We start from the raw sequence: 23,117 nt of genomic DNA, 5'->3' as shown, positions 1-23,117 counted from the left end.
GCTCTGTTTTAACGCGGCTCAGAACCTTCGGGGCGAAATTGCCCAACACCAACCACTATACACCAAATTCAGACCAAAACAAGACCGATAACGTTTTTTATTTTGCGCACTCTGTCAAGTTTTATTTTTAATTTTCCACGCTCTCGGGGTGTTCTGATACCGAAAAACGAGGTTTGTTATCAATCTGCCGGTCGATCGCCGGCACCTGAAGGAGTTTCTGCCCAGTACCCAGTTCTTACGACGGCACCGAATGGAACATTGACGCAAGGCATCGTGGGCCGATCTTCCGGGCCTGTACCCATTCCAGTCTTGATAGGGCGCAATGAAGCCGCTATCGGAATGCGCTGGCCAGCTTTTTGGGCTTGGTCGCGAACTGCTAGCAGTTCTCAACCTGGCAGCGGATCCGCTGCCAGTCGATTGATAGAATGACGGGAGACTATCACGTACCTGCGGACAGAAAGGGGGGATGCATAGACGCTCCTTGTCGCTTGGGATAACGACTCGGTGATAAGTGAAGTGTTGTTTTTGATATTGTGCTGAGTCACACAAAGAAGATAGCCAATTGCCTAGATGGCATTCGATGCGTCAGGCACGGAGAGACCGAACGGATTGATGCGTTGACGGGTGGCGGTAGGAGCTCCAGCCGAGGAGTCGGGTGCGCAGTTCAATAGGTGAAGTGGTGCTTAAAGCAGGGGCGTGTGAGGGAGATGAATGCGGCCCACACATAAGCAGCCCGAAAGTCGCCGTTCAATGCACAACTAAGCCGTTCACCCGCCACATGCAGACATTCGGCCTGAGCGCCTCGACATCCGTATAACTGCTGATAGGCTGATACTAGGGAGCAGTTTTGGACTTGCCGCAAACGAGGCCGCCGCGACAGATCGCGCAGGGAGGGGAACAGTGGTCGATTTGGCGGTCATTGGAGCCGGGCCAGCAGGCTGCGCTACTGCCATTTGGGCGGCAGCGCGGGGACTGAATGTCCTTCTTGTAGAGAGATCCCAATTTCCCCGATTCCGTCCGGGCGAATGCCTCCATCCTGGCATTGAAGTACTATTTCGGGATCTAGGTGTTTTCGATAAAGTGCTTGAAAAGTCCTCGGTGAGGCCGTCGACCCGTACAGTAATATCGGAAGGATGCCGGTCTGTTGAAAGTTTCGGCGTCGATGACAATGGTCCATGGCAGGCATTGCATGTTTCTCGCGCCGACCTGGACGCCATCCTCTTGACACGGGCGCAGCAGCTTGGGGTCACACTACACATCCATCGTTCACGGGTGATTCCGATTTCCAGCAATGGAAAGATCGAAGGCGTCGAATTTGATGGGCGGATATTCCGCTGTGCGTTCGTCGTCGACGCAAGCGGGCAGGGCGCGTGGCTGACACGTTCCTTGGGGCGGAAGTATCTCCCGGCATCGCCGTGTTTGACCGCGTTCTACGGTTACTGCCACGGACATCTTCCTGAGGGGCAACTTTTCGAAGCCAGCACTGCCGGTTGGCAATGGATGGCCCAAGTCTCGGCGGACGTCGTGAACTGGACATCGCTCCATTTTGGTGTCCATCAGAAGCCGCTACCACCCGCAACAATGTCTTCGCTGTCGTCCTGCGGCCGCAACGGTGGCGCGGACGTTACATGGCGCATTGCCCCCTCTGTTGCCGGGCCGTCATTTTTCATCACCGGCGACGCAGCTTTTGTCACCGATCCCGCGTGCGGGAATGGCGTACTTCGTGCCGTCATGTCTGGCATCAAGGCTGCGTACAACGCCAGAGCCATCCTTACTGGGCAGGCCACGCAGGCCGAGGCCGCACAGGACTACCGGACATGGATGAAACACTGGTTTGAGGCGGATACCGCCCAATTGACGCACCTGTACGAAACGTTGCGGAAGGATTGGCGCGCACCCAACTCCTTGGCGATCACGCAACACCCGGCGTTTGAACTGAAGAGTATTTGAAACCCACTGGTATCGTTTTTCTACTGAAACAGGAGGTTATCGTGTCGAAGACGCTCATCCTGAACATCCGGAACAGCACATTTCCCATGGCGACCGTCCGGCCCGGCACCTACGTCGTGTGGCGGAATCTCGACCCGTATCCGCACTCTGTCGAAACCGAGAGCAACGCGGATTTCTTCTTCAATGCGGGCCCGTTGTTGCCTGGCGAGGTTTCGCCGCCGGTGCTGTTCTCCGGTCTTGGCGATTTTCCGTACCGTTGCCGCTACCACGCGGGAATGTCGTCGATGGTGCATGTCCGGGACGACGCTCCGCTCGGAGGCATTGCTGAGAATGCCGGTGCCCCCGGTCACGAAGGGCATGATGGTCACGGAGGGCATGGTACTTTCAATCATCTGCATGGATTCGTCACCGGCGGGCGGACCGGCCAACGTTTCTTCATGTCGCACACTCCGGTATTAGCCGATCCGCGTCACAGCTACCAGGTCATCCTGCAAGGAAGCCTGACCACGCCGGAGCATATCCAGGCTTATGAAGCCATCCGCAATACCGGCTATGGCGATCGGCGAGTCCAGATCTTCCACGGTCACACTTCGCTGCCGGACATTCGCGATGGGATAACGAAAGTGCTTCCGGCGGCCTCGTTCACGTATTACCCCGACCTGGCACATCCCGACGATGGCGTCGACATCCCCGGTCTCGAAGAGAACATCCCGGTCAGCATCGATAAGGTCCTTCATTTCCACACCTTCGATGTCGATGACGACAGCAGCGACGGATCGCTGCGATACCTGATCTATGGCGATATGGACGATATCTTCATCGACCACTTTATGAACAAGGCGCCGAGCTTCCACTCGGTCGCGAAGCTTGCGTCCGCCCCATCATTTTGGACAGCGGCGCAGACGGGCGGCGTCGTGCAGCTCTCGGTACCCGCGAAAAGAATCGAATATTTGTCGGCCAAGCTGATTCAGCGGATCGCGTTTGTCGACAACAGCTTCCATGTCTTCTGGCTACCGCCGAGCGGGTTGTACACGCCAGCGCCCCTAGACCCGCTTTTTCCGCGAAAAGCTTTCAGTCGGGCCCAGCCGTCTGAGTTCAAGGGCGGCCCATTCCGGCACGAAGTAGTGCTGGCAGACGGCACACCAAGCCAGATCGATGTGGCGAGGTCGCTGCATTTCGACACGCGGCTTCTCAACCATGGCGTCTTCCTGCCCGACAACGCCTGATGCCCCGGTCGATCTGAGAATCTTAGGAGGAATCATGACCCTGATCGAGCAAATGAAAACGACAGTTCTCGACGCGCTGGCGCCCCATGGCTGGGGCGAATTGTTTGCCCTCCATGGCTTGGATATCACTGTCCCGCTGGACCGCCTGGTAGAGGAAATGAGCAGGCCTCTGAAAGTAGACAGGAGCATGCCGGGATTCGAGGAATTCTCGCTTGCCGGGGTTCGCGGAGTCGAGCCGGGAAACCTGGGCTTGAGCCTGCTCTATCACGCGTTGGCCAGTCCCTGCTGCGCCGCGCTGTCCCTGTCGGTGTTTCCAACACTCGCCCAGCTAGATGTCGTCGAGAACTACATCTATAGCCAGCGTCGTATGACGCTGGCGGAGCTGCGGGACCCGGTTCTGGCGGTCTTCGCATATCAGTACCGGGATCAGCGGCGTACGACACATCGCCAGCACGCGGATATCGCCTTTTCCCGCGCAGGGGTCGCGCGAGTAGGAACGCATCCCGAAGAATACGACGGCCTATCACGCGGCTACGTCGTTAATCCCGGTGTCGGCATCAAAGGCTTCAGGGTGCTTCCGGCCCGCTACGGCCTCTTCATTGCAGAACGCCGGGTGCGTGGTCCTGACGGCGCCGTCCTGCGCCCCTCGAAGGTCGATGGCGAGTTAATATTCCTGTTTCCGGTTCACAAGGTTTTTCCGGGCGACGAATGCCTCTTCCGTAGGGATGAGAACGACAACATAGTGCCGGTTCACCTTGGAGGGGTCGACTATGCCGAGGTACATGTCAACGAAAAGCTCTCACGGGTTCATGACGAACAGGGCGGTGAGAATGATGCGTTCGTGCCGCCCCATCCGGACATTCCGTTCAATCTCAAGGCGTATCCGTTTGTTCGGGATTCACGAACGGACACGACGCTCGTACGCCTCTCGCCTGTTGGCGCATCCTGCCAAGTCATGCCAGTCACCGGTAAGGTGGTCGCAACGGCAACCCAGAAGGTAGGCGACAAGGAAGAATTGGCTCGCTTCATAGTTCCGAAGAAGCGCACGACGCGGCACCGACTGAACCGCTACTGGTCGACTCTGGAAATCGAGGCGCGCGGGGGTAGTCGAGCGGCTCCGGAGTATCTGAATATTCGCCACGAGCCGAAGGCCGACGTGCTGGCGGATCTGAATCAACTTGATTCAGCCACATTCGCATCGAAAGTTCTTGAGACCGGCAGCTATGAGGCCGCGCACTTCATCGACAACAGCTGCGACGGGGTGCTAACCGTGAGGCCAGTCGACGGCATCAGTCTGCCAATCCATTGCGCCTACTCTCTCGTAACGGCGACAGATTATTTCCCCCAAGTCGATCAGGTCGAAGTCGAGGAATGGATTGAGCGGAAACAGAATGTCCCGACAGGTTTGGCGAACATCGGCTTGGTTTTTCCTCAAGGCGGTCCGCAACCGATGAGTGACGGCCGCTTCACCTGGTATGGAGAGGGGCTCCAGGACCTCGCCCTCTCATATCAGCTTCCCAATTGCAACCTGCCGCATCCGCTAACACCCGATCGGTTGGCCTTCGAGCTGGACGATCCGAGCAGCTTCACCGTCACCGCGATTGTCGGGCTTCCCAGCGTTGCAGCGAGCCTGAACACCATCTCAGCACCACGCCGGACGCTAAGTTGGTTGCCCGATGCGGCGGCGGGTGTCTACGCGCCGGGATGGGATGTCTCGCAGCATCAGCGCGATGGCCGGAACATGATGGTCAACTATGGGCTGGGAAGTCCGTTTCCCGAAGACGCCAAGCTGTGCGCCGCACTGAATTCCTTCTGGCCGGCCGTCGCGCCGGACTCGAGCCGCACCTACGGTTTCGGGCCACAGATGCCCGGCCTGCCCCCCCGGCATCTCTTCACGTCGATCCCATTGACAGATGGCGAACTGGGCTATCACCAGCATCATCCTCGTGTGCTGGCGAATGAGGTGGTGAGCGAGGCGGGATGGGACGGCGACTACGGCCCGTATCTGTCGCTCGAATCCGGGACGCGGTACGTATATGCGTCAAATCCGCTGCGGGCGGACCTTGCCAAGTCCGCGCTTGACGGTAACCTGCACCTTGCCGGCCTGGATGCCATAACGACCGACGCATTCATCAGCCGTATTCATGCGCTGAGCTGGTGTCGCGAAAAAATTGAGGATTGGTGTCGGCTCAAGTTCGGAACAGTGTTCAATCATCGCAAGATCGGCTGGTGGCTAGTGTCGTTCGAGGTCGTGCCGAAATGGGAGGACTGGCAGAGCACGGTGCTGCCCCGGCTCAGCAAAGATTTGACCGGACCGGGTTACATCCTCGTATTCGCCACAGTTGGAGATTGCGATGAGTTCGAAAGCCCGCCCCTACGGCTCCGCTATCCGCTGCTGAACCGGCTGGAGATACGGCTCTCCGGGCTTGACGGGTTCCATCCCGACAGCACGTCCAAGCCCCGTCCAGTGACCGTACTGCGCAAGAATGACGACCCGGAGGAGAAGCTGTCGCCAGCGCCATAAGTACGGGATGCTCAAATCGTCGATGAGCCCCCGCCTCTGGGCGTCGATATCAGGCGTGGATTCTTTGCAACCGAGAAAGGTGGCATTTAATTAAAGATGGGGCAAAGGAAGGCTCACTGTCAGAGTGAGCCTTTTGCTGTATGGGAAAGTTAGGCTTGGAAGGCGTGCCCCAATTCCAAGCTTGCACCTATCGTCGCGATGAGGAAGGGAAGCGGCGTCGAGTCACCCGAAAATACAAGGCGGGCTGGGCCGCTACCAAGCATTTAGCCTGCAGCCTATATAGTGGAACTCTTCAATTTTGGGATCGCATCTCTTTGAGCACCTATGATAGCACTCCAATGATGGCGATGTGGCTCCAACCGTACAACCAGTGCACCACGATCGATTATAGCGACTAGCCCATAGAGGTCACCCAAGTTCGACCTTCCGTTGGTGATTCTTTACCGATAGCTGCCATCGTCGAACGTCCTCTTTGGGTCGTCTTCAGACGGTCATAGTCAGGGGCGTGGTGGTCAAATGCAGTTCAAGAGACTGTCAGGTCGAATGCAAACAGTTGAGCGGATCTGGGCAATTAGTCACCAGTCTCAGCCAACGGCGAGATGAGCTAGGCTTCCGACATCATTTCTCAAGGATGACCGCCATGCCAGATAACTCAGACTGCAAGATCGCCACGGCGGACGCTCTTGCATTGCTCCTCCACAATCAGCACGCCCTAAGTGCAGCGATAGAAGAAATAACCAAGTGGCTCTCAGAAAATGGTGTAGGCAGTGTCGCCGTTAATGCGATGTCGGCCATGGAAACGCTGGACACTAATGCTCAAGCCATCACAGATTCCATTTTGAGGATACGCCAGGCATAAATTACTCAGCACAACACTGCCCTCTGATTTGAATGGCCACTGATTTTGTAGACACAAATGACACGCAGCTATGGGACGGAAAGTGGTGGTCTAACATCGACCGTCGTAGTGAATGGTCAGACTTCTGTCTGCTCCGCCATCCCCAAGGCATCATCGACCTCGATTCCCAGGTATCTGACAGTGCTTTCAAGCTTAGTATGACCAAGCAGGAGTTGGACTGCTCTCAGGTTCTTCGTCCTGCGATGGATCAACAAGGCCTTGGTTCTCCGTAGCGTGTGGGGTACCGTACATGGTTGGATCAAGGCCAATGGCTGTCACCCACGCTTTGACTATTCGAGCATATTGCCTAGTGGAAAGATGGTCTGAGGCTGGGTAGACGCTCGGAACCGTATATAAAATAAATTCATTATTCTCTCCAGGCCGGAAGAACGAATAAATTCCATACCGGCTTTTCGAACTTGGATTGAGCGGAGGATTAGGTGATGTTTGCCTCATCTATGATGAATTTGGCGAAGTCCAACAGGATTGGATAGCCAGACAGCGGATCCAAGTATGCGAACGCCCCTTGTTGATTAACTTCCAAAAAATACCACTCACCAGCATTAGATTTTTTAAAATCAAAGATCCCCATCTTTAACCCGGAAATCGCCATAAATCGTAGAATTCCGCTTCTCAGGCTCTCCGTTACAGCTACTAAACTCGCCCCGTTTCTGGCATCGAATCGACTATCCAAATTATTACTTTCATACTCGAATGGTAGGATTTTTGATCCAAAAACAACGACCCTTAGGTGATTTGTCCCGCATATTTTCTCTTGGTAAATTGCAGGTGCCAGCATGCAATTTTCAGGAGAGATAAGATGCGCGTTAAACAGAAAAGTACCTGTCGGAGATCCTCCGATTGAGCGCATTGATTTAATTACTAGCGGACCATGGTTGTTCTCAAACTCCATGATTTCCGTGTAGGAAGTTGAGATCAGTGTTAATGGTGTTCTCAATCCGGCAGATTCTGAGATTCGTAGCTGAATCGCCTTGTTTTCGATCTTTGCAGCTTTGTCAATGGGATTAATAAAATGGCGGCCACTTTGAGAAATAAATGCATCCAGCGCATCTTGGCTGGATTGAGCTGAATTGATTGCCAAGTCAAAGTTAATATTGATATCCGGCTTTAAGTAAAGGAAATTTTTTCTACGAATCCATATCACGTCATAAATGATGTTTTTATTTTTTTGTATATTTCCGTAGTTCAGAGACAAAATATCCTGACATTGATCTGCGTGGATTGTTTTCACGTAAGCGGAATATTTTCTCTCCAGGATAGAAGAAATTATTTCAGCGTGTGCATCGCCCGAAAAAGAAACGATGCACACGCTAATACGATTTGCTTGAGCCAAAGCAATCCCCCCTTAGTTTTTTAGTCCGCGTCACAGGCTCCGCCACCTGTGCCGCAACAGCTTCCGCCCGCCGCGATCAAAGCATTTCCGTCTATCTTTAGGCCAACGTCGTCAAACATTTGCTTTTCCCATTTGGCGATCTCTTCCGGCGTCTTGTAGTATTCCTTAATTTCAATATTGGAGACGTCTGCGCCTTTTGCACCACTTTTATGCAAAAAAAAGACCGGGCCATCAACTTCTGCTTCCAATTTAAACGTGCTCATATATGACTCCTGATAGACCTAATAGGCGCCCCTGATAGAAAAGCCAAGCGACGGGGGCACGCGTCGCTTGACGGTTAGTAGGGGAAAATTGATACTTCATGAAGCTAAGCATTTGCGTGATTTCATTTGTTAGGAGCCTCAGCAAACCTGGTCGACAAACCAGCCAGGCGAGAAATCAACAATTCGGACCACTGTGTTCAGTGACGCGTACTTGACGAACGGAAGTGAGGTTTCAATCTGTCTGGCGACTTCTTGCTCGTGGAAGGCATTGACCTTGATTAAGTACAAATTCGGAATTAACACAGAGATCGAGGAAGAATATGCTGCGAGTTCAGTACGAACTGTTGACTCACTGGTTTCGTCCTTAACGCCCACCATGAGTTCGGTTGGAATACAGGGGTAGAGAATCTGACCCCGAGAGGATCCAACCACCGAGCGAGTTATAGCACCCTTAAAGTTTGGGAAGCTTGGGTCTCCACGGCCAGAGTTTGTCCACGATATCTGTACTCCACAAGCTGCGGGAAAACCTACATCAAGTACATAGAGGAACTCGGGGCCGAAGATCACCTCGTCTTTATCTTCCCCACCGACAAACTTTGGATTGGACACTCCTCTTATGTGGTACATCGAAATTTTCTTTGTTGCTGGAAGCGGCGATAGGCCAGTTTGTTCCTCAATTACCGCACGAATTTCCTCTTCAGGCGAGCGCTGAAGGCTGCTAATCGGGAGGTTCGTGTAGATCGAAGATCGTGTGGTCATCCTAATCCCCTGATTTTTTCGATCAAGCCTAGTAGATGACATCCTTAGGCGCGTGTGCCGCCGCACGCCAGCCTGCTGTGTGGTGGGAACTACGTGTAAGGCCCTACCCATCATGATTACAAACCGCAACTCGTACTCTTCGGGAAAGCGTAGTAGAGGCGATGCAAAATGCCAGCAAAAGCTTTGGTTGTGGTTGGAGGCGTCTGCTTTGGCCAAAAGCAAACCTGGATTGAACGCCTGCTTTAGGTCCAGGCTGTGTGAAAACGTTTTAGAGCGAGTTCGATAGTCAGGACCGCAGCGAAATCGCGTTCCTATACAAATTTCAGGTGATTAACTCAGCCGTTGGCAGATTTTACGTAGCAACGCAGACTTCAAAACGGCGCCTCCGTTTTACATAGTTTAAGCCGAAAGGCGCCGTTCGCGTCTGTCCGCTCCAGTCCAGTGAGTTAAAAAACGCCTCCTCAAACCCCTGCTATGATTTCTGAGGAGTTCATTGCAGGGATCTCGATACTGCGGAAGATCTACACCTACGGCTATCTGGAGCACATTCAATCGAGCCTGCGCGCGCAATGACGTCCTTTACCCCAGCGCACAGCACGCTCAGCAACCAGACCGTACATCGCGAGCATTCAAATTGTAGGAGGGGTGTTATGCCGACGAGCGAATATCCGAAGACTCGCGGAACCGGTACGGTTAAGGGCAAGGGCGCGGCTTTAGCGGGCGAGACCCTCATTCGCTCACCGGGCGGCAAGCTACTCGCCAAGTCGTTTTCATTATCGGCGCCTGGCTTCGCAGTAGCGCCTTTTTATCCCACTGCCGATCGACTGCGTCTTCTAGATCAACTGTCGATCGCCCTTGATAGCTTCTATGTTCATCTCAATCGTAAGAAGGCGATCTATGGCTTTGATCCCGTTCGGGCATTGGGCCTCCTACGAATGCAGATTGCAGAGCTCTCGGATGCAGAATTCCACGAGAACCTTGTCGTGATCCTCGCGCGAGTCAGAGACCGGCACGTCATATTCTACGGGCGGGCACCATATGGGGTCGCAGCCGTCCTACCTTTCACCGTCGAGACGTGTTGGGACAGCGGGTCTGAGATTTATGTCGTCACCAGGGTCGATCCAAGGGCTACATTCAAACTGCTCCAACCCGGAGCCCGTGTCAGCCATTGGAATGCTATTCCCATCGACCGTTATGTCCGTCTAGTCGCCAATCTCTTCGACGGCGGCAACGAGGCGGCATCGCTTGCTCGGAGCCTTGCCTTCCTCACATACCGTCCTCTCACGCGGTTCGGACCGCCGCTTGAAGAATGGGTCGATCTTCGCTTTTCTCTGAACGGTATCGACTCTAGCGAAAACTTTAACTGGATCGGGCTCGATGTTACCACCGCGCCGACACATCCAGCTCTGGGTCGCAATGTCACCGGTTTTGGTGGCGACCGTCTGCTGATGGATCTTCAGAATGCGCGACGGGTGCTGACCGCCCCACACTCTTTTGATCCTGCGCCACTTTCCCCGCCTCTTCAACCCCATCTTGGTGTTCCCGTCATTCAAGGTAACACCGCGCAAGGCGTGATCAACTATGGCACCGTCACAACAAGTGATGGCACCTTTGCCTATGTACGTTTACGGTCATTCGAAGCGAACGACGTCGATGATCTCGTCCATGCGCTGGCACCGATCCTTACAACTCTGCCGCAGAATGGTCTTCTTTGCGATATACGCGGCAATACCGGCGGTTACATAGCCGCTGGCGAACGTCTGCTTCAACTGTTCAGCCCCCAGCCGATCGTGCCCGCAAGGTTCCAGTTTCGAGTTACTGATTTGACCCGCGCTATGGTTGAAGCGAGCGATAAATTCATCCGGTGGCGTCCTTCCTTCGCGGAGGCGTTCAAGACTGGGGAAACCTACACACGGGGCATCCCAATGGAAGGTGACGACATCGATTACAACAAGGTAGGTCGCAAATATACAGGTCCCGTGATTCTCATCTCCGATGCCCTAGCCTTCAGCACCGCAGACATGTTCGCAGCCGGTTTCATCGACAATGAGATCGGTAAGGTAATTTGCACTGACGACAACATGGCCGCGGCAGGAGGAAATGTTTGGAACTGGGATGCTGTGCGCATCTTCAATCCTGACTTCCGCCTCGACGCAAAGCTGAAGACTGACTTTGTTGCTGGCAATCTATCTACGCAAATTGTCGACGCTTTCAACGCTGCCGGTATTTCTTTGTCAGAAAAGGCAACTCTGGCGTCCGAACAGGTCGACGAAGATGAAACCGCGTGGGTCATCCAAGATGGAATACTTACTCATGTAATACGCGATCTGCCATGGATGAGTGACCATCTTGAAGTCTATCTCGCGCGCAGCCCTTCCGGCCTCGCAAACCTTCCGAACGGCGTCAATTTTGGTCTGACTATTCGACGCGCACTGCGCGTAAAGGCGAATGAGGGGCGCGTACTGGAGGACGTTGGAATCGTACCAGATACTTTTTATCACATGACCTTAAGGGACGTGATGGAACATAACCAGGATTTGTTCGAACGAGCTGGCAAAGAACTGAGTGGCGGGGAGCCGGCTTCGGCTACTTGATAGCGATGCATGGTTTCGAAGTATTTTTACGTAAACCAGTACTGGAACTAAATGAGCTCTCTTCTTCTACAAGTCCCACGCAACACGAAATTCCGAGCAGACGTCGGCAAGTACATAGTCGAACTTGAGTCGAGGATCACGCGACTTTCTTTCTTTCGAACGGCGAAAGCCAAGGCACCGCTGTCAGCCCGAGATAGCTGTGAATTCTTCACTCAATGCACTCAATCAATGGAGGAGGCGTTTGCGGGCGATCTCAATTCCTACTCAGCCATGCGCTGGATGTATTACCTGCGGCGTACTCCTAACGAAGTTTTCGCTGGAGAACTATCTTCCACCGGCGTTAACGCCCGGGCGTTAGCCGAGATCTATGCGAATCGCAGCACTAAAGCCGAAGCGGCCACTTATGGGCGCGAAGGCTTCGTTTTCCCGATCAACGAGAGCACTCTAAGGCATATCGCGCGTTTTATTTCTTTCATCACGATTATTTATGACTTGCAAGTCGGATTCCGTTTAGCGAGCAAAGGGTTCGATTACGATTTCCCTAATCCGCATTCCCGCGGAGTATCCGGAGGCAAACTCGCGGCGGGCCTACCAGCAATCAAATCGCTTACCCATTCCGCGACCTCAGCCCTACCACGCCGTGTACCAAACCCGGTGTTGGAGTCCGCAGTGCGGATCTATGACCAGCGCCATGATTACCTGCGACGCACATACCAAGGGGTAGCAATGACCCAGACGGGCCTGGCTCATGACGACGTTGCAGTAGCCGGCATCGAAGCTAATGTGAACATCACACAGGCGCTATGGGGGATGCATGACGAAAGAGCGTTCTCGCCTCAGAGGTTTCTTGAGGGGCACCCACACGCCGCCATTTATGGAACCAACCGACAAATCATGCTGCGTTTTGGCCCGGCGAACCTAGATCTAGCAAGGCTCTTCGAGTTATATCGCTTACCCGCCATGGTAGGAGTCGGAATTGAAAACAACGCTTCGCTTTGCTTGCTGCTACTCTTCCTCGGTGGGCGCTGGCTTTATAAGCGACGCTACTCGTTTCTTCGGGTGATGGAGCTCGGCTACTTCATCATGGAATCCAAGGAATGGGACGAATTCGGCGAAAAGGAATACTCCACAGTATGCGATGAGATCAGCGAACATCTTCCTCAATTCCAAGCGCCAGAGAGCTACGCTGCCTTCAGCGCCAGTTGCCTGAGCTTTAAAGGGGAGGCTTGGCCCCTCGCTCACGGGGATATCATTAGGATAACGGACAACTACGTGTGTATCGACATGTGGGCTGCTTCTACGGGGTTCCTAAGCTGGTTCCAATTTCCTAAAACTCAAGGACAGATCGCCAATGAGCGTGCAACGAAGTTTGAGGATGTAGTTCAAGAAGTCATTGACCGTTCCTACTGGGCAGACAGCGCCACTCGAGTGTTGCGACAGCGGACGCTTTGCGTTGATGGCCAGGCTATGACCGACATTGATGCAATTGGCTCATACGATGGCACTCTCCTAGTAGTCTCGTGCAAAAGCATTCCATACACACGAGAGTACGACCGAGGTGTGCACAACGTTATCCGCAATGCAGCGTCGACGGTGGACAAAGGGGTAGATTACTGGGCAAGCATCGTCAGTCAACTCGAAGCGAGGAGGGAGGGTGACAATTTCAATTTGACTGGTTACAAGCAGATTGTGGGGGTAGTTTGTACACCCTTTGCAGTCTACACAAGCCATACGAAGTCTCTTTCGGCCTCTGTTGGTGAATTGCGTTGGGCGTGCTCACTGGATGAATTGTCGAATTTTTTGAGGAGTAACGCCTCAGGTATTACCGTGGATTGATAGCGAGGACTCACGCACACATCGGAACACAGAAAGCGCATGGATGATCTCCCCCGGAAGGTGAAATGTCGAGCAACTTATCGAGTCAGTCGGCTACCTAGTCCTGTTCGCCTTGGATCGGCTTCCGGCCGATTGACGTCACAGGTGATAAGCTGCTTTGGGTTGATAGAGGTCCTAGATGATCGGCAGCTTTCGGGCAAAAGCGAATATGTGATTAAGGATCGCTGCCAGCCGAAATAGGTTTCTTTGGGGGCATCACTCTCGCCCAAATAAAACACGCGACAAGTTTTAATTGAACTCAGGAAGGTAAAATTTTATTGTGGCTTCCGTGCCTGTATTTTGGAATGCAAAGATTTCGCGACTAGGCAAGGCTATAGTTGTTGGTTTCGCAATACCAGAAATTGTTGACCAGGATTCCGGAGCATTTCTCAACTGCTCAATCTTTTTCATGTAAAACATGCCGGATGGGAGCTCTGATCCATTATTTTTGCTTAATAAGTTTTTTGCAAACTCAAAGACTTCAGTTGCCCATGGTGCTTTAGCAATTATAGATTCTCGAGCATGGTGTATAGCGCACATGACGTAATTTTCGTTACCGTCACCTTTACATGCTGTCTCAGCATGATTATACCACGCTCTGCCATTTTCTATGGAGCCCATTCGATAGCAGAGCATTCCCATATTGGCTGCTGCGTGACCAGCAGTCGATCTCTCTTTTTTCAGCATATCCTTAAATAGGGTGACCCAACTAATGAACGTTGATTCATCTACATCGTAACCTTTTACAATGCCAATTTTTGCAATTTCGGCGTAGGCCTTGTTTAGTTTTAATGTGCTATTTTCAGAGTTGGTTCTAAGTCCCTGGTTTGCAATCTCAATGACATAGTCATATTGATCAACCAATGATGCCAAATAAGTTGCGAGCATGGGCGGCTTACTTGAGTAAGGTTCTGACTGATACCACTCCATCGAATAAAATAATGCCTTACCTATATCGCCATTAATATAATTCTCCCAAGCCTTGGCCTCATAAGCTATTTCCATTTGTTCAGTGGTAATGATAACTCCTGCTTTTAAATCATGGGCCTGTTCGACCCATTTAGCTTGCGCCAAGGCATTTCTATTGGGGTCTACAAGCGAATTTCTGAAATAGTTTTTGGCTTTTTTATTTGCGCCCGCAGAAAGCTCTAATGTACCTAGCGCGCTAGCAAGTTCAGCCGTATGCTTCGGATGCAAGCCTGACTCAAGTATTTTCTTAGCATTTCCCACATTCTTACTCGTACGCCCCGAAAGCTGCGATACAGCAAGCTCAGCAGAAGCAATCCAAGGATCAATACGTACTGCCGGATGATTCATCAGTAGATAATGTGATTTGTCAATCAAGTCAAGATGAACATATAATCTTGAGGCGACTCTAGTAATCCACCGATGACTTGGCGCGAGACTCAAAGCGATCGTCATTGCTCGCTCAGCTTGAGTACTATTACCGACAATCACGTGTTCCCTAGCCAGGTCCACCCAGGCTAACACGTTCTTTGGACGCAGCTTTAAATGAGCGCGCAACCTTTTTATTTCATAGAATTCAGACTTGTTCGGCTGCTCTTCAGTTTCGCCGAGAATCATGCGAGCCATTTTCGTTACAGGTGCAGGTAAATTACTTTCTTTTAAAATTCGGCTTGCAGCCAAAGCTAAAGCTTCGCTTTTCCCTTCCAATGCAGCGACGTTCAAAAGCTCAACGGCCACGCCTGCGTCATCGCTTCGCTTAAGTTCCAGAATTAATTTTTCCGAAATGTTTTCAGAAACCTGCTCAGCATTGAAGTGTTTTACCGACGAGTTTTCAGCCAGCTTTCCAGATATAGCTGAGTCGTCCCATATGGGTAAAACTTTTCTATCAAACTCTTCATTATGAAAGCTCATAATTTATGCCTGGCGCTTCGCAGCTATAATTGATTGACGATCAGCCTCATTACGCAAATAATCAAGCTCGCTTACAAATCGATTGAATCCCAAGCCTAAAAAATTATTTTTACCCAAAACACTCTTTGCTCCACGCTTATTATAGTCGGGATTTGAGCATTGTTCGATCAGATTAACTATCCTACTCCCTAACCAACTAGGGAGTGATCGCTCATACTCCTCAAGCCCCTCGTAAAAAGCTTTTTGTAGGTAAGGTAAGGCTTGAGCGTAGGTGCTGTGGCCACCGCCCCATCTCCGAGGCGAGACCTCTTGAGGGAGTCGTTCATGAAGAATAGTGTTTACAGTCACTCCGAACATAAGAAAGCTGATTATAGATCCGAATTGGTATAAGTCACACCTTTCTCTCCGATCTACCCATTCGTTAAGCGTAAGTCCATAAAGTTGTTCTGGCGGAGCATATCCTTGATCTCCTGCAATTACCCATCCGTCATAAACGCCAACAATACCCTGTACACTAGCACGTCCTAAGTCACCAATTTTCGCCCCAGCCTCTTCAAATATCATTACATTTGATGGCTTAATATCTTGATGGCTAATTTTTTCAGCGTGCAATTGCGAAATGCCTAAAGCAATCTCTTTTAAATATCGAAATTTCACGGAAAGGTCGTGCAAGCTGGTTTGCTTTAGATAGCTTCTTACATCGCCCCCATCTGCCAATTCCATTACCATATAAGGTATTTCATTGACCATATCGCCGTGCTCTGAGGGCACTGTCACATCTCCATGATCAATAATCTTTACTATTTGACGCATCCTCGATTTCACACACAGGGTATTCAGCCCTTTTTCATTATTGAATGCCGTGGTTTCTTGTTGTAATGTTTCCATCAATGAGCGATTGCCACGCTTCTTCAGCACATTATCAAGGTCAAAAGCCTTTAAAAATGCAGTTTTTCCTTCTTTAGTCACCACATACGACACAGAAAAGGTACCACCGCTTCCCTCACCACCTTCCTGAGCGCGCCCAACCACTAAGATATCGCCAACGATCCAACCATTTTGTAGAGTCATGCCACTTAAACGGGTCGCAGGGGTATTGTCGAGCATCGAGTTTCTCCATATCCTGCCATTTATTTTCTGACTTCTAGCTGCATAGTGCGCGCTTGAAGGACAGTCTGGCTTTTTGCCATGCCATGCCATGCCATGCCATGCCATGCCGATGGTAGACAATCTCAGAATGAGCACCATCTCTTTTTGCTTTAAAAAGTACTCGAAAAGGTTCTTGTCCGTCATACGATATTTTGGTCGGACACGGCCCTGATTTTAAGCTCGTTACGGCTCACAAAGATCCTATTTTTGAACGACTGCTTTTTGCCGATAGACGCCTGTGAGGTGAACCGGACTGGCCCCCCGAATTCACTTCAACATGACTGTCGACGAGTCTTTGGTGTGTAATCGGTTAGCCGAAGTCCAATTTCTTCAATCGAGCCAGGGCTTGTCTGATATGGCCAGTGTTTTCACCCATGGTCCATAGTGCGCCACGGACATTTCCGCCTACTTCCTGCGCCCCTTGCTCCTCAACCAGGAGGGTCAACTCCATAATGGCCGCCTGCAGAGCCTGCTGGTTTTCGTATAGCCTTTCCAGTAAATCCGACAGTGAATAATCGCTTGGCATGGTGTCGATTCCTTTCGAGAAACCCCAAGCATAGCAGTGACATTTCCGACCGCAATTGCGCCCGTACCAGGATGCAACGGCGGATGCAGGAAATCGAATTGAGCATCAGCCGACAATGCGCAGATCAGAGCCCGCATTTGACCTGTATGACGATCTACTCAAGGACGCGCGCTATGCGATGGCGCGTCAACAAAAGTCTAAGAGAGGCTCTGGAGGATGAAGATGAGTAGCCGGGCGAATGTTGACTGCCGCTGGAGCTGGAGCGGTATGCGGTGAATACGAAAAAGGGGTTCAAATCCCTTACTCAGTTTTATCTTCAACGCAGCGGTCATGGGGGCTGGCTAGCTTGAGAAGTCTTCTAGCGCCATGTCTTGGATGCCAGTCAGGTATGTCATGGATTGGACAGACTTTCGTGTAAAAATAGCTTTCTGGGACTAATTCTGCTTTTTTATCTTGCTTGATATTTGCTACAGCAAGGATGATTTTGTTTTTATTACACTGAAATATAAGTAGATTTTAGTTATATCGGTACAATCCATCATCGGATAGTGACAATATCATTCTGTTTATGGCATCACGCCAATGTAGGAGATTTCCCGCAACCCGCGTCGCCATCGCCCACCTTGCACTCCTCCAACCACCCAGATAACCTTCCCTTGTCGCTGCAAAATCAGCGACAAGGGTGTGGAAGCCCTTCACAAGATCTAGGCGCACAAGCGCCACCTAAATTTCAGCGGGCGCTTTTTTCTCGTCTGCTGTTAAATTATGGCGGCTGTGCGCGGGGCACTTTCGGGTGCGCCGGGTTCCTAGATCCCCGGTCTTCCACACCTGCGTACAGCTGCCACCCATCATGTGGAAGTGATGCTGGCAGTTCCTTAATTTAATTCTAGGAACAAAAGCAATGAAGAAAATCACTCCAAATCCCCCCGAAACCTCAACCGTTTCCGACCCTCTCGATGAGCTCTCCAAAGCCACTCAACGCGCTGTCAGCAAACGCCTTCGTAACCCAAACCATGCCGATCCGATCAGCCACGTTTTCACCATCCTCCCAAACGTCGATACCGAAACCCTGTTAAGCCATGCCTGCGAAACCCTCGCGTCCCTAAACGTCCTGACCACCGACTTGGCCTGCGTACTCGAAGGTTCACATCGCAGTCTCGCGCTATCGATTCAGCAATTAGCAGTAGTCGGTGAGTTATTGGTAAACCGAGCCCTGGATAATCTTGACCCGCCCGACGGTGAGTCCGAGATTCCATCCGCCAGCCAAGCCTAAGCGGCCACGCTCGTTTGCCTAATGGAGGTTCAAAACCATGGCTCGATACATGCCAATCACCGGAATCGATTGCACAATTCCGTCGCTGTTGATCGACACCGAAGCACCCGTCGACGTGTTGCACGACACGGCCGCATACCGCATCCGCATCCGCACCGTGACGCAACTGCTGGAAACCCTTTCTCTGGGCGAAGGCATCAGTCGTGACGCATTGCTCCTGCAGGACTTCGCGCGGGTGTTGGCGATTCCGTTGCGCGATGGCTGCGATTTGATGGATGTTGTGGGGCGGCGCTTGCAGGTGCAGGTGTAGTCGGCGCAATGAAGATGGGCGACCTGAAGAGGTCGCCCATTTGCTTCATCTTCTGGAGCCTTCCGGGCGACACACCTTCATGGCCCCGCCGTTCAGGTCTATGTCACCTCAAGTATGAAGGATTAAACTGTTGCGATTTTCTGCTTCATAAAATCAAGGATGAAACATGATTCGACCCTCATTTCTAGCGCGTGGGCAGCTTCTCAACGGATTTACGACACCCTCAATCCATCTGGAAAAGTTACGACAGTCATCGGCTGCAATGTTGCAATGAACATTAACTGCCGTGATCCGGCCCTGAGGTGGGTCAACAATTTGACTGCGGTCTTGGTACTGGCTTGGGCAGCCGCGCCTTCCAACAGTTGGTCCAAGGATGATTCGACCAACTCCCCACAGGCAGGCGGGCGCACCTACGCGCAAAATTACAAGGATATGGTGCTGGCAGATTGCATCGCTACAGCCTACAAGAGCGAACCTAAAGCCGACCAGGACGCCGGAAGCAGCGCCAGTGCGCTTATGGACTGGACCTATTTCGATCTGGAGCAAGCACCTCAAGCCGGTAGGCCTCTGGTTGATCAGTTTCTGGCTCGTGATTATCACAATCCACTGGTCGAATCAGAGCGTCAAGGCGTTCGCTTTGAGCTGCTCAAATGCCTGGACCTGTATCACAGCAAAGAGTTGGACAGCCAGGTCAGGCAATTGGTCATCAATCCCATGCATACCTATCGTCAGGACAACCCGTCACGACCCAAAAAGGATTGACCCTGCACCGCGATTGACGCGTGTTGGTGATTTTTGACGGTGACTGCCATCCCGCGCGGTAACGATGATGGCAGCTGAACCAACGCGGGCTATTTCGCCTCTGGCACCGCTATCCACTGCCCCAAAATTTTCTGGTAGTTCCCCGTAACCTTAGCCAGATGCAACCACTGATCGACATACAACTTCCAGCTAATATCATCACGCGGCAACAGATAAGCCTTCTCCCCATACTGCATAAATTGCGTCGGGTTTACCGCACACAAACCGGGTTTGAGTTTCTGCTGATACAGGGCCTCCGAAGCATCGGTAATCATCACGTCAGCCTTCTTATCCAGCAGTTCCTGGAAGATGGTCACGTTGTCGTGAAGCCGCAGTTGCGCCTTGGGCAGGAAGGCGTGAACGAAGGCTTCGTTGGTGCCGCCGGCCGGTTCGACCAGGCGAACCGAAGGTTGGTTGATTTGTTCGATGGTCTGGTATTGCGCCTTGTTTTCGCAGCGCACCAGTGGAATTTTGCCGTCGACGTCCAGTGTGGTGCTGAAGAAGGCTTTTTTCTGGCGTTCCAGCGTGACGGAGATGCCGCCGACGCCGATGTCGCATTTGCCCGCGAGCATGTCGGGCATCAGGGTTTTCCAGGTGGTCTGGATCCACTCAACCTTCACGCCCAGGCTGTCGGCCAGCGAGCAGGCCATGGCGATGTCGATCCCCGAGTATTCGCCGTCTTCACCTTTGAAGGTATAGGGTTTGTAGTCGCCGGTCGTGCAAACCCGCAGTTGGCCTTGTTGCAGGACGGTGTCCAAGTGCGAAAGGTTTTGCTCTGCCTGAGCGCCGCAGGATAGAGCCAGCAGGCCACAGAGCATCATTGTGCTTTTTATGGTTTTCATTGTTATCGGGCTTTTGTGACGGAGTGGGGTTCAAGCGGGAGTCAGTGTAGTGAAAGCACTCCTTGACTGTCATCCAGTGTCCCAATATCCCGTTCATTCCAATGCGCGAACGTGCCAGGCAAGGTCTGGCACGTATCCCTCCGCATTAGTTGTTTATGCAACAGCCAAGGACTTCGCACTCTCAAGATAGGCTTCTATCGAGTTGTTAGCAGAGTGGATTCTTACGCCCTTGAGTTTATCGAGTGGCGGGTTTTCCCATAGCTCTGATGCGGCGATGGGAAGGATGGGCTGTATAGCAGGTCTTTGGGGCGGATCAGCAACAAAATCAAAGTCTTGAATGCCGTCTGGTGGGAACTGAAGGTAAATCCGCGGCTCCAGTCTCGGGTTTGTCCATCCACCAGAATTCACCAGGCCAATTGCCGATATGTGTAGCTGCGGTGGGTAGGATTTAAGCAAGGTTAACTGAACATCCACCACTTTCATTACGCTAGCCATTTTCGAACTCCTTTCGATAATTGCGCCGCATTTTCACCTTGGCGCTTGGGTGTTGGACCCTATGGCTTGAAATCTGGTGGTTAGACGCTAGTAAAGGCCCCTCATCCTGTCCACTGACTGCTATGGCCGGTCATCGGATGCTTCATTCCCTACAGAGCATCCATCTCCGGACTCAACGTCCCCAACCAAGCCACCAACCCCACAATCAACACCGCCGCCACCAATTCCACCACCACACTACGCCGCAGCGCATTGGCGGCGACCGTGTATTGCCCGTCCCGCAATGACTGCTCCAAAAGCGGCCCAAGGTGAAACCGGTTCAACGCGGCGAGCACGAGCATGCCAGCAAACAGCATCACTTTGATGAATAGCAAAATCCCATAAGTACTGAGAAAAACTTCATCCAGCTTCGGCCCGACGATGAACAGATAATTCACAACCCCCGTCACCGTGATGACCACCACGATGACCGCGCCAATCACCTCAAATCGATTAACCGAGCGGGCCAACAATTGGATGCGTGCTTCGGTCTGCAGAGCATTAATCTTCGCCATCAACGCAAACGCTACTAACGCCCCAATCCATGCCCCTGCCGCCAACAAGTGCAGAATATCCACCACGAAATGCCAATCACGACGACTGCCTTCATCCATCGCACCATGTCCGTTCCAGGCCAGGCTGGAGAGGGCGATACCGCCGGCAAAAGCCGCGACCCACAAGCTGAAACCAGGCGTACGGAGCATCACCGCTAAACCTGCGACGACCAGCGCAACGATGCGAACCACACACGCCAGCCCTACGTCCGTTTCAAGCACCATCATTTCGATGTGCGGACGCAGCGCGGCGAAGTCCGATTCCCCGCTCATGGCACTCGCCATCATTACCATGCTCGCGACAGACAGCAGCGCACCCAGCACTGCCGTCCCCGCCAACATCGACCGGAACGGCAACACTGCTCCCGACATCCGCTCCTGCCCTTTAAGGCTGTACAAGCCAAAAAGCGCCACCCCAAACAACAGCATCAAATCCACATACAACGCAAAGCGCAGGGCAATGCTGACCGAGTCGCTCATCAATCACTTCACTTTGAACGTAACGTTGCCGGTGATCGGGTGAGTGTCCGAAGACACGGCGCGCCATTCGACTTTGTAGCTGCCGGTGGGCAGTGGCGAGAGCGGGGTGATGACCATGGTTTTCGGGTCGCTGCCGCCGGAGACTTTGGCTTTCATGGGCATGGGCGAGTGGGCCATGCCGGGCATTGCGGTCATGACCAGTTTGGCGCCGGAAAATTGGGTCATGAGGTTTTCGGAAAAGTGCAGTTCGATGTTGCTCGGCGCTGCACCGTCCGCGCCTTCCGCCGGGGTGGAGGAGAGCAGTTTCGGGTGGGCTTGAGCCAGTGCGCTCATGAGCAGCCCAATGGCAACAGCGGTAGTTTTAATCATGCGCATGCAAGGCCTCTTACCGCTTTAAGCGGTTGTTTTTTAGGTTTTTGAGTTGAAGCGTTTAGAACCACAGCCGAACGCCGACGACCAGGCGGGCTTCGCTGCGGTCCTCGCCTTCGTCCCTGGCGTAATCGGCGGTTTTACCGTAGGTGCGGTTCCAGGTCACGCCGATGTAAGGCGCGAATTCCCGGCGGATTTCATACCGCAATCGCAGGCCGGCTTCGGTGTTGGACAGCCCGGAGCCGATGCCCCGTTGCGGGTCGTTTTTGCCGTAGACGTTGAGCTCGGCGGTCGGCTGCAAAATCAGCCGGTTGGTGAGCAGAATGTCGTAGTCGCCTTCCAGTCGTGCGGCGGTCTGTCCATCTTCGCCGATGAAGGCGGTGGCCTCGGTTTCGAAGTTGTACAACGCCATGCCTTGCACGCCGAACGCGGCCCAGGTTTGCGGATCGCCGGGTTTGAAATCCTGGCGCACGCCGGTCATCACGTCCCACCACGGGCTGATCGCGTGGCCCCAGAGGGCCTGGACTTCGGCGTCTTCGGTTTTGCCATTGACGCGTTCGCCTTCGGAGCGCAGCCACAGGCGATCGATGTCGCCGCCGATCCAGCCGGACAGGTCCCACGCCAACGCGCTGCCGTCGTCGGTGTCCTGCCATTCGAGTTTGTCGGCGAGGAAGTAATAATTGAGCGCGGTGTCATGCACGGCGTGGCCGGCGGGGCTGACATACACGGCGGCGCGGTCGGCGTCGGTCAATACCGGGATCGGCGTGCGGCTTTGGGTCGGCGCGGCGGGCTGCATCTGGCCGTCGTCCATGCTCTGCATTTGGCTGTGATCCATTCCCGGCATCTGGCTATGGTCCATGCCCTGCATGTCGTCGGTGGCGGCCATGGCTGAAGAAGCCGTAAAGCCAGCGAGTGCCAAAGCGAGGCGGGTAGAGCGAATCAGTCTGGTCATGGGTAG

20 protein-coding genes and 1 pseudogene are annotated in these 23,117 nt (G+C 52.9%); 9 read left to right on the top strand and 12 right to left on the bottom strand.

Annotation, left to right across the window (positions count from 1 at the left end; genetic code table 11):
- Nucleotides 1-900 precede the first annotated feature (900 nt).
- The 4 genes from AB3226_RS04445 (at nucleotide 901) to AB3226_RS04430 (ending at nucleotide 6,559) form a co-directional block, all read left to right on the top strand.
- Nucleotides 901-1,950, top strand: a complete 1,050-nt coding sequence (locus AB3226_RS04445) for an NAD(P)/FAD-dependent oxidoreductase (protein WP_367372174.1) — start codon at nucleotides 901-903, stop codon at nucleotides 1,948-1,950.
- Between the two features lie 41 nt (nucleotides 1,951-1,991).
- Complete coding sequence (locus AB3226_RS04440) at nucleotides 1,992-3,176, top strand: hypothetical protein (RefSeq protein ID WP_367372173.1); 1,185 nt, start codon at nucleotides 1,992-1,994, stop codon at nucleotides 3,174-3,176.
- Between the two features lie 34 nt (nucleotides 3,177-3,210).
- Nucleotides 3,211-5,700 carry a hypothetical protein gene (locus tag AB3226_RS04435; RefSeq protein ID WP_367372172.1) on the top strand — a complete coding sequence of 830 codons (2,490 nt, stop codon included), beginning with the start codon at nucleotides 3,211-3,213 and terminating at the stop codon, nucleotides 5,698-5,700.
- Between the two features lie 640 nt (nucleotides 5,701-6,340).
- Nucleotides 6,341-6,559: a hypothetical protein gene (locus tag AB3226_RS04430; RefSeq protein ID WP_367372171.1), complete on the top strand. Its 219-nt coding sequence runs from the start codon at nucleotides 6,341-6,343 to the stop codon at nucleotides 6,557-6,559.
- A gap of 116 nt (nucleotides 6,560-6,675) precedes the next feature.
- Here AB3226_RS04430 and AB3226_RS04425 read toward each other — a convergent pair.
- From AB3226_RS04425 to AB3226_RS04410, 4 genes and pseudogenes are all read right to left on the bottom strand, one after another.
- Nucleotides 6,676-6,925, bottom strand: a pseudogene (locus tag AB3226_RS04425) (tyrosine-type recombinase/integrase); the annotation flags it as partial.
- A 109-nt stretch (nucleotides 6,926-7,034) separates the two neighbouring features.
- Nucleotides 7,035-7,952, bottom strand: coding sequence for a hypothetical protein (locus AB3226_RS04420; RefSeq protein ID WP_367372170.1), 918 nt, complete (start codon nucleotides 7,950-7,952; stop codon nucleotides 7,035-7,037).
- 20 nt (nucleotides 7,953-7,972) lie between these two features.
- Nucleotides 7,973-8,215 carry a hypothetical protein gene (locus AB3226_RS04415; RefSeq protein ID WP_367372169.1) on the bottom strand — a complete coding sequence of 81 codons (243 nt, stop codon included), beginning with the start codon at nucleotides 8,213-8,215 and terminating at the stop codon, nucleotides 7,973-7,975.
- 138 nt (nucleotides 8,216-8,353) lie between these two features.
- Nucleotides 8,354-8,974: a hypothetical protein gene (locus AB3226_RS04410; RefSeq protein WP_367372168.1), complete on the bottom strand. Its 621-nt coding sequence runs from the start codon at nucleotides 8,972-8,974 to the stop codon at nucleotides 8,354-8,356.
- Between the two features lie 650 nt (nucleotides 8,975-9,624).
- Between AB3226_RS04410 and AB3226_RS04405 the strand changes: the two genes are divergently transcribed.
- Nucleotides 9,625-11,568, top strand: coding sequence for a S41 family peptidase (locus AB3226_RS04405; RefSeq protein ID WP_367372167.1), 1,944 nt, complete (start codon nucleotides 9,625-9,627; stop codon nucleotides 11,566-11,568).
- A 51-nt stretch (nucleotides 11,569-11,619) separates the two neighbouring features.
- Nucleotides 11,620-13,404: a hypothetical protein gene (locus AB3226_RS04400; RefSeq protein WP_367372166.1), complete on the top strand. Its 1,785-nt coding sequence runs from the start codon at nucleotides 11,620-11,622 to the stop codon at nucleotides 13,402-13,404.
- Between the two features lie 288 nt (nucleotides 13,405-13,692).
- On the opposite strand, the gene AB3226_RS04395 is transcribed toward AB3226_RS04400, so the two are convergent.
- From AB3226_RS04395 to AB3226_RS04385, 3 genes are all read right to left on the bottom strand, one after another.
- Nucleotides 13,693-15,321, bottom strand: coding sequence for a hypothetical protein (locus tag AB3226_RS04395; protein ID WP_367372165.1), 1,629 nt, complete (start codon nucleotides 15,319-15,321; stop codon nucleotides 13,693-13,695).
- A gap of 3 nt (nucleotides 15,322-15,324) precedes the next feature.
- A complete protein-coding gene (locus AB3226_RS04390; protein WP_367372164.1) occupies nucleotides 15,325-16,614 on the bottom strand; it encodes a protein kinase domain-containing protein in 1,290 nt (429 codons plus the stop codon).
- 166 nt (nucleotides 16,615-16,780) lie between these two features.
- Complete coding sequence (locus tag AB3226_RS04385; RefSeq protein ID WP_367372163.1) at nucleotides 16,781-16,996, bottom strand: hypothetical protein; 216 nt, start codon at nucleotides 16,994-16,996, stop codon at nucleotides 16,781-16,783.
- Between the two features lie 901 nt (nucleotides 16,997-17,897).
- Here AB3226_RS04385 and AB3226_RS04380 point away from each other — a divergent pair.
- From AB3226_RS04380 to AB3226_RS04370, 3 genes are all read left to right on the top strand, one after another.
- On the top strand, nucleotides 17,898-18,269 hold the full coding sequence (locus AB3226_RS04380; RefSeq protein WP_367372162.1) for a DUF6124 family protein: 372 nt from the start codon (nucleotides 17,898-17,900) through the stop codon (nucleotides 18,267-18,269).
- Nucleotides 18,270-18,306: 37 nt separating this feature from the next.
- A complete protein-coding gene (locus tag AB3226_RS04375; RefSeq protein ID WP_367372161.1) occupies nucleotides 18,307-18,579 on the top strand; it encodes a hypothetical protein in 273 nt (90 codons plus the stop codon).
- Between the two features lie 270 nt (nucleotides 18,580-18,849).
- Entirely contained in the window at nucleotides 18,850-19,341 is a 492-nt protein-coding gene (locus tag AB3226_RS04370) for a type VI secretion system amidase immunity protein Tai4 (protein ID WP_367375750.1), read from the top strand.
- A gap of 89 nt (nucleotides 19,342-19,430) precedes the next feature.
- Here AB3226_RS04370 and AB3226_RS04365 read toward each other — a convergent pair whose 3' ends face one another.
- From AB3226_RS04365 to AB3226_RS04345, 5 genes are all read right to left on the bottom strand, one after another.
- The gene (locus AB3226_RS04365; RefSeq protein WP_367372160.1) at nucleotides 19,431-20,222 is read right to left on the bottom strand and encodes a transporter substrate-binding domain-containing protein; all 792 of its coding nucleotides are present in this window, start codon (nucleotides 20,220-20,222) and stop codon (nucleotides 19,431-19,433) included.
- Between the two features lie 153 nt (nucleotides 20,223-20,375).
- Nucleotides 20,376-20,717, bottom strand: a complete 342-nt coding sequence (locus tag AB3226_RS04360) for a hypothetical protein (RefSeq protein WP_367372159.1) — start codon at nucleotides 20,715-20,717, stop codon at nucleotides 20,376-20,378.
- 149 nt (nucleotides 20,718-20,866) lie between these two features.
- A complete protein-coding gene (gene copD / locus AB3226_RS04355) occupies nucleotides 20,867-21,790 on the bottom strand; it encodes a copper homeostasis membrane protein CopD (protein WP_367372158.1) in 924 nt (307 codons plus the stop codon).
- A gap of 3 nt (nucleotides 21,791-21,793) precedes the next feature.
- Nucleotides 21,794-22,165: a copper homeostasis periplasmic binding protein CopC gene (gene copC, locus AB3226_RS04350; RefSeq protein ID WP_367372157.1), complete on the bottom strand. Its 372-nt coding sequence runs from the start codon at nucleotides 22,163-22,165 to the stop codon at nucleotides 21,794-21,796.
- A gap of 55 nt (nucleotides 22,166-22,220) precedes the next feature.
- On the bottom strand, nucleotides 22,221-23,111 hold the full coding sequence (locus tag AB3226_RS04345) for a copper resistance protein B (protein WP_367372156.1): 891 nt from the start codon (nucleotides 23,109-23,111) through the stop codon (nucleotides 22,221-22,223).
- Nucleotides 23,112-23,117: the final 6 nt, after the last annotated feature.

It is taken from the genome of Pseudomonas lini (assembly GCF_964063345.1).
Classification (GTDB): Bacteria; Pseudomonadota; Gammaproteobacteria; order Pseudomonadales; family Pseudomonadaceae; genus Aquipseudomonas; species Aquipseudomonas lini_B.
Note: the sequence above shows the minus strand (reverse complement) of the source record. Positions and strands in the feature narration are given on the sequence as shown.